General features: G+C 55.4%; 7 protein-coding genes. 4 read left to right on the forward strand and 3 right to left on the reverse strand.

What is annotated here, in order from left to right; translation table 11 throughout:
* Positions 1 to 187, reverse strand: a 187-nt coding sequence (locus QJ48_RS33855) for a hypothetical protein (protein ID WP_157261845.1), incomplete at its 3' end; no start/stop codon positions are given.
* Between the two features lie 219 nt (positions 188 to 406).
* Between QJ48_RS33855 and QJ48_RS33860 the strand changes: the two genes are divergently transcribed.
* The 4 genes from QJ48_RS33860 (at position 407) to QJ48_RS33875 (ending at position 3261) form a co-directional block, all read left to right on the forward strand.
* Positions 407 to 844: a MarR family winged helix-turn-helix transcriptional regulator gene (locus QJ48_RS33860; protein ID WP_054977682.1), complete on the forward strand. Its 438-nt coding sequence runs from the start codon at positions 407 to 409 to the stop codon at positions 842 to 844.
* Positions 845 to 949: 105 nt separating this feature from the next.
* A complete protein-coding gene (locus QJ48_RS33865; RefSeq protein ID WP_054977683.1) occupies positions 950 to 1132 on the forward strand; it encodes a hypothetical protein in 183 nt (60 codons plus the stop codon).
* Positions 1133 to 1306: 174 nt separating this feature from the next.
* A complete protein-coding gene (locus QJ48_RS33870) occupies positions 1307 to 2011 on the forward strand; it encodes a FadR/GntR family transcriptional regulator (RefSeq protein WP_054977684.1) in 705 nt (234 codons plus the stop codon).
* A complete protein-coding gene (locus QJ48_RS33875) occupies positions 2008 to 3261 on the forward strand; it encodes an MFS transporter (RefSeq protein ID WP_054977685.1) in 1254 nt (417 codons plus the stop codon). Before QJ48_RS33870 ends, QJ48_RS33875 begins: the two co-directional genes overlap by 4 nt.
* A 145-nt stretch (positions 3262 to 3406) precedes the next feature.
* On the opposite strand, the gene QJ48_RS33880 is transcribed toward QJ48_RS33875, so the two are convergent.
* Both QJ48_RS33880 and QJ48_RS33885 read right to left on the reverse strand, forming a co-directional pair.
* The gene (locus tag QJ48_RS33880) at positions 3407 to 4444 is read right to left on the reverse strand and encodes an HD-GYP domain-containing protein (RefSeq protein WP_237763150.1); all 1038 of its coding nucleotides are present in this window, start codon (positions 4442 to 4444) and stop codon (positions 3407 to 3409) included.
* A gap of 195 nt (positions 4445 to 4639) precedes the next feature.
* Entirely contained in the window at positions 4640 to 6226 is a 1587-nt protein-coding gene (locus QJ48_RS33885) for a basic secretory protein-like protein (protein WP_054977687.1), read from the reverse strand.
* Positions 6227 to 6390: the final 164 nt, after the last annotated feature.

Here is a 6390-nt window from a genome sequence, read left to right on the forward strand (position 1 = left end):
TGGCGGATAGCTGCAGTTCCTCGGCCAGCTCGGTCACGGTCACCCTCCGCTTGCCGCACAAGGCATGCAGCAATTGGATTTGCTGCCTCGACAAGTCTGCGTCGGGCGGCGACCAGCGGCGGGCATGGCGTACGGCGGCGGCAATCAGTCCTTCCAGCTCCGTCAGCTTTTGCTCCAGATTGCGCAAGGCTTCCCTCCTCTTTTTATTTTTAAATTAAAATAGTTTTATAATGCAATGATTTAACATTAAATAAATTAACACGGAAAATTTTTAACGTCAATCAAAATTTTTCATGGCAAAAATGTGGCGCAGAAAACTTTTTGAAACCAAAGGGAGGCAACCTGCGTATTACTTAATATTTTGTCGAACTCTATCTTTACCGGGTAACAATTTAAGGGGGCTATTATGGTACACCGACAAGATTTATATGAGCTGGAGGAAGCGTTCCGCTTAATGTTTCGCAAAGTGAAAGCCAGTTGGACCCGCTTTGAAGCCCACGGCGTCTCCGCCTCGCAGGCGGTTATTCTGGAAAAATTGCAAAACGAAGGTCCGCTGAAGGTCTCACAAATCGCCGACGCGCTCTGGATCACGTCGGGCGCGGTGACATCGCTATCCGATAAGCTGATTTCCGGCGGATTCGCCGAAAGAACCCGCTCCGAGGAAGACCGGAGAGTGGTCTATATGGAGATTACCGAGAAGGGAAAAGAAATCATCGAGGAGCTTCACCTGCACCGCCAGCGAGTGGTCGAGGAATATTTCGGAAAGCTGCCCGACGAGGACATTAAACATTTGACCCGCATCTGCAAAGCGATATTGACTGAAACGCAAGAAGTGAACGTGTAAGCGGCGAAGGCAACCCGGTCGGGAAGCCTTCGTTTTGCTTTTCTATCATTTTTTCGCGAAACGTTCATAAACTGGTAGCATACGGCAGGAAAGGATGCGATCAACTTGGTCCATACGATCTCGTTTCTCATGTGCCTGATGCTGCTCGGCATGATCATTGTCGCTTTTATGGCTGTGCTGCTGGAGTTCGTTCTGCGCGATACGACGGATTACGATATGGAATTTTTGTGGAATCATAAGTATACGCTGGAGGATTTGCACCTGGACGGACGGAAAGAAGAAAAATGACATATACGAGGCTCCCGGGCGGAATATCGCTCGGGAGCTCTTGTTTTTATAACGCGCTTCTTTCCCGGCAGACAAAAGCCGTATGAATTCAGCCCTGCACATGTCTTGCCCGCGGAATGAATACGTGCTATATTATCCAATATCCCAATCATCGGATGTTTGGAGGTTTGCAGGATGGAATTGAAACAAACCACACGCTCCACGCTGGTGGAACAGGTCGTTTCCCAGATGGAATCGCTTATCGAATCCGGTCAATGGCCGGTCGGATCGCGCATCCCGGTCGAGCCCGAGCTCGTCAAGCAGCTGGGCGTCAGCCGGAATACCGTTCGCGAGGGGGTGCGGGCCCTGATCCACGCCGGACTTCTGACGGCACGCCAGGGCGACGGCACTTACGTGCGCTCTTCAAGTAGCCTCGGTCCCGCTCTCGTGCGCCGGCTGCGGCGCTCGAACGCCACAGAGACGCTGGAGGTCCGCTGCGCGCTCGAACAGGAGGCGGCAAGGCTGGCTGCCATGCGGCGTACGCCGGAGGACATCGAGACGTTCCGCTCCCTGCTGTCGGCATGCGATGCCGCTGCGGCGGCGCAGGACATCGAAGGCTACATCGAAGCGGACCTGAAGCTGCATCATGCGATCGTCCGGGCAACCGGCAATAGCGTCTTGATCGACCTGTATGAGCACATGACCGATGCCTTGGAATCGTCCATCGACCAGACCCTCGACCTCTCGGTCATCGTAGACGGAGCCTCTCGCTCGCACTGCCAAATGGTCGACGCCATCGCCGCCCAAGACCCGGTTGCGGCCGCCGAAGCCGTACGCCGCTATATCCGGGAATCGCTAAACCTTCTGCAAGAAGATGTGCGCAAGGAGGGGTCCCTATGATTCCGGCCCAAGATGCCGTCAGCTCCCGAGTACAGACCCGTACCGGTCTAAGCCTGCTTATTATCGGCATCGTCTTGATCGCCGCCAACCTGCGCGCTCCGTTAACGGCCGTCGGGCCGATTATCGGAGAAATTCGCGGGGAAACGGGGATCTCCAATACGTGGGCGGGCATGATGACCACCTTGCCCCTGCTTGCTTTCGCGCTCCTCTCGCCGCTCTCGCCGCGGATTGCCCGGCGGCTGGGCATGGAGCCTACGCTGTTCGCCGGTCTGATCGTCCTGCTGGCAGGTATTTTGCTGCGCTCGCTGTCTTCGGTCGCGGCGCTGTTCGCAGGCACAGCGCTCATCGGTATCGCCATTGCCGTCAGCAACGTGCTGGTGCCGGCCTTGATCAAGCGGGAGTTCCCGAACAACGTCGGAACGATGACCGGGATTTATTCCGTATCTATGAATCTGTGCGCCGCCGTCGCTTCGGGGGTCAGCATCCCGATTTCGCAGGGGCTGGGCTTGGGATGGCGGGGGGCGCTCGGCAGTTGGGCGCTTCTGGCCATCGTCTCCCTCGCCGCTTGGCTGCCGATGCTTCGTTCGCGCCAGCGTCCGCAAGCGGTACAGACGAGTGCGGCCGTCAAAAGCGATTCGCTCTGGCGCTCTCCGCTGGCTTGGCAAATTACGCTGTTCATGGGATTGCAGTCGCTGTTTTTCTATGTCAATATTTCCTGGTTCCCTGCCATATTGCAGGATCGCGGCATGAGCGCGGTGTCCGCCGGTTGGATGATTTCGATCATGCAGTTCGCAAGCCTACCGGCGACGTTCTTTATGCCGATCCTTGCCGGGCGGCGTTCCGATCAGCGGGGCTTAGCCGTCGGCGTCGCTTCCCTATTTTTAGTTGGATATCTCGGGCTGCTGGTTACCGATACGGCCTGGCTCGTTCCACTCTGGGTCATTCTCGTCGGCATCGGCGCAGGGTCCGGCTTCGGGCTGGCTGTCATGTTCTTCGCCCTACGCACGAAGTCGGTTCGTCAATCCGCAGAGATGTCCGGCATGGCCCAATCGTTCGGGTATTTGCTGGCTGCGGTCGGCCCGACGCTCTTCGGCTTCATTCACGACTCGACAGGCGGCTGGACCATTCCCCTGCTCCTGCTTCTCTTCGCTGCAGGCGGGCTGCTGTTGGCCGGTCTGAAGGCCGGGAAATACGGCTACGTGATGGCTGAAGCTGACAAGGAAAAGGAAGCTGCAAAAGGGAATCGCTGAGCAAGTACGTCAAAACGCGGGAAGTCCGGGGAGGGCTTCCCGCGTTTTTTCATGTTATTCTCCCGACGTGCGAGCGCAAAAAAAGCCCGATACGATCGATCGGGAACGATCTGTATCGGGCGATAATGCCGTGTATTCATCTCGGTCAAGCCGGCTGTACTTGTCCTGCGGGTTGCGGCTCCGTTGCCGGCAGCTTGCCTTGACGGACGAGCACCCTTAACAGCGCTTGGGCGATCTCCGGGTCGAATTGCGTTCCGCTGTGCCGCCGAAGCTCTTCGGCCGCCGTCTCCGTCGACAGCTTAGCCCGGTACGATCGGTTCGTCGTCATCGCGTCGAAGGAGTCGCTGGCCGCGAGTATGCGTGCTCCCAGCGGGATTTCTTTACCTTTTAAGCCCTTCGGATAGCCTTTACCGTCCATCCGTTCATGATGGTGCCGGACCATCGCGGTGACGCCGAGCTCCTGCAGCCGTTTGATGCCTTTGATGATTTGGTAACCGTCCTCCGCATGACGCTTCATGATGTCGTATTCCTCTTCGGTGAGTCGGCTTTCTTTCTTGAGTATCGATTCCGGCGTGCCGATTTTGCCGATGTCGTGAATGAGTCCGGCCAGATGAACGGCTTCCGTCTCCTGCTTGGACAAACCGAGCTCTTCGGCGATTTCCCGGGCGTAGTCGGCCACATTCTTCGAATGGAACGCCGTGTACGGGTCGCGCGCGTCAATGCTTTTGGAGAACGAGAGAATCGTGTTCATGAACAGCTCCTCGTACTCTTCGCGCTGCCGGAAGTTGCGCCGGGACACAATGACGACCCGCTGCACGAGCAATGCGAGCAGCAGCAATCCCCCCGCTCCGGCCAGACCGGGCCATCCGGCCCCTGTAAAATACACCCACAGTGCCGTAACTCCCGTCGAAAATGCGCCGACCAAATAAACGTTAAACACGAACAAAGCAAATATGAGCACGGGAACCGCATATAACCCGAGCAGCGCCGGCGACTGGACATTCGTGTTGATCCAGACCGCAGCGAGCAGGCTGACGAACATGACCAGCCACAGCCCGTAGCTGATTTTCCTTCCCAACGATACCGGACAAAAATACGTATTGCCGCCGATCCGAATCCCCGTATGCCATAGCTCTTCAGCTTCCACGGCATCCGTCCCGGATTCGGATTTGATCCATTCCATCTTCACTATCGTTCCCCTCCCGTAGTATGGATTGGCAGAACCGGGTAATTCGACCTACATTACCCTAAGCGTACACCCCGGGATGGGCCTTGTCAACGAAAGTTGCGCGACTAAAGTCTCAAAAACGGGACGGATACAGTAGATTAAGGTTTAGGCAGCAGTGCAGCAAAATACGATGGATGCCGGATCAACCGCTTACGGATTCGGCAAGGAGCGCTGGTATTCGTTCCAAAGGGAGAGGACATCGGAACCCGTCAGCTTCTGGAATACGCTCTCGTTCCATTCCACGCCGTCGAATGGCGACAGGCTCTGGTTCAGCTCCCGTAAAAATCCGGGGCGCTTATGCTCGTCGATCCAAACGAAGAAATTGCCTGTCACCCCGTAGCCGTCCTTCCAGGTGCCTCCTTTCCTTACTGCCAGACGGTCGTGATAACCGACTTTGAAGCGGATCGCATCGGCCATGCCTTCGATCATATACCCAATCTGGCCGTAGCGGTTGTCATCCAATTGATAAAGATGCGTCAGCTCATGATACAACATTCCCACAATCTCATGCCGCAGCGGCGTGCTGGAATTGCTGACATTTTTCAGATGCCGCGAGCTAATGGTGACATGCCCCTCCACAGGGATCCCGCCGGCCCAAGCGACCCCATCCTCGTCTTTGATGAAAATAACGACCTTTTTCGGGCCCACATCCATCCGGTTCGGGTGTCCGTACAAGATTTCGTTGAGTTTCAAAATAATCAGCTTGATTTGCTCTTGGGCATCCGGAAGAGCTTGATCGAACAGCTTGCCGTTTCCTTTGGCATCCATATTGCGGATTTCAATGCTGGGCAGAATGCTTTGGAGCGGGCTGTCCTTCGGGATGAACTCGATTTCCGCAAGCTGCAGCTTGTTGCCTTCGCTGGCTTTCATATTTAGTTTATAATAGCTGTATTTCGCGTCGGAGCGAATGCTGTAGCTCGTCCGCTGATAGCGGTACCGGAATTGCTCTCCCTTGCGGGTATCCAGCGTGACCCACTGCTTCCCGTCGTTCGACGCCTGAAGCGTCCATTCGGCCGGATCGCGTTCCGGAACGTCGTTCGCCGAAGTCAAAGCATAACCGTCGATGGCCATCGGCCGGTCGAAACGATAAGTGACCCAGCCGGACTTCTGGGAGGTGAACCATTTGGTCAGGCTCGACCCGTCGTTCAGCTTGTCCTTGCCTTCGTTCGGCAGTTTTTCGCCGCTAGCCGTAATCTCTACCACCTTGGCCGGTTCGGGCCACTGCTGGGCATCGTATAGCTTCAGCTCCGCAAGCTGAAGAATCCCTCCGCTATGGTTGCTTAATTCGAGCCGATAATATGAATACGCCGTTTGATTCGAGAAAGTGTACGTTTTCGTCTGGAATCGACTATCAAAGCTTTCATTTTGGCGGGTATCCAGCACGGTCCAGTCCGTTCCGTTGTTGGAGCCTTTCAAGGTCCAATCCTTCGGGTCCCGCTCCGGGAAATCGTTTGCAGAGGTAATCGAATAGGAAGTAATCACATAAGAGCCTTGGTTCGGAAAAGCATACTGAAGCCACCCCGTGCTTTGAAAGGTCAGCCACTTGGTCTTCAAAAGATTATCGAACGCGTTCTCCTTCTCCTCCTCGGCCGGGCTTTGGCCGTTGGACGTCACCGTGCCGCCTTGCGTTCTCTCGATGGGAAAGGCGGCCGCTTGAGCGGAAGCATCGGCAAAGACCGACGTGGTCGCACCTGCAAGCATCATGGCGGCTAACAAAAAAATTCGAGTCTTCTTCATCCTAATATTCCTCCTTATCGTATACTGGTCTTTCAACCTTAGAAAGCCTATGAAACGTTGATCGCGCTACCCTCCTCTCTGCACAAGCGAGACTATTAATATATTAACAAAAATACTATATTGTTCCAATACATGAAACAACCGCCCGTCCGGCATCCTAAGGA

The sequence above is a fragment of the Paenibacillus sp. A3 genome, from assembly GCF_001399685.1.
GTDB lineage: Bacteria > Bacillota > Bacilli > Paenibacillales > NBRC-103111 > Paenibacillus_G.

Bases quoted from the DNA above. Each gene is read 5' to 3' on its own strand.
- QJ48_RS33880 (WP_237763150.1), bottom strand. From the start codon at position 4,444: ATGGAATGGATCAAATCCGAATCCGGGACGGATGCCGTGGAAGCTGAA.
- QJ48_RS33885 (WP_054977687.1), bottom strand. From the start codon at position 6,226: ATGAAGAAGACTCGAATTTTTTTGTTAGCCGCCATGATGCTTGCAGGT.
- QJ48_RS33870 (WP_054977684.1), top strand. From the start codon at position 1,307: ATGGAATTGAAACAAACCACACGCTCCACGCTGGTGGAACAGGTCGTT.
- QJ48_RS33875 (WP_054977685.1), top strand. From the start codon at position 2,008: ATGATTCCGGCCCAAGATGCCGTCAGCTCCCGAGTACAGACCCGTACC.
- QJ48_RS33860 (WP_054977682.1), top strand. From the start codon at position 407: ATGGTACACCGACAAGATTTATATGAGCTGGAGGAAGCGTTCCGCTTA.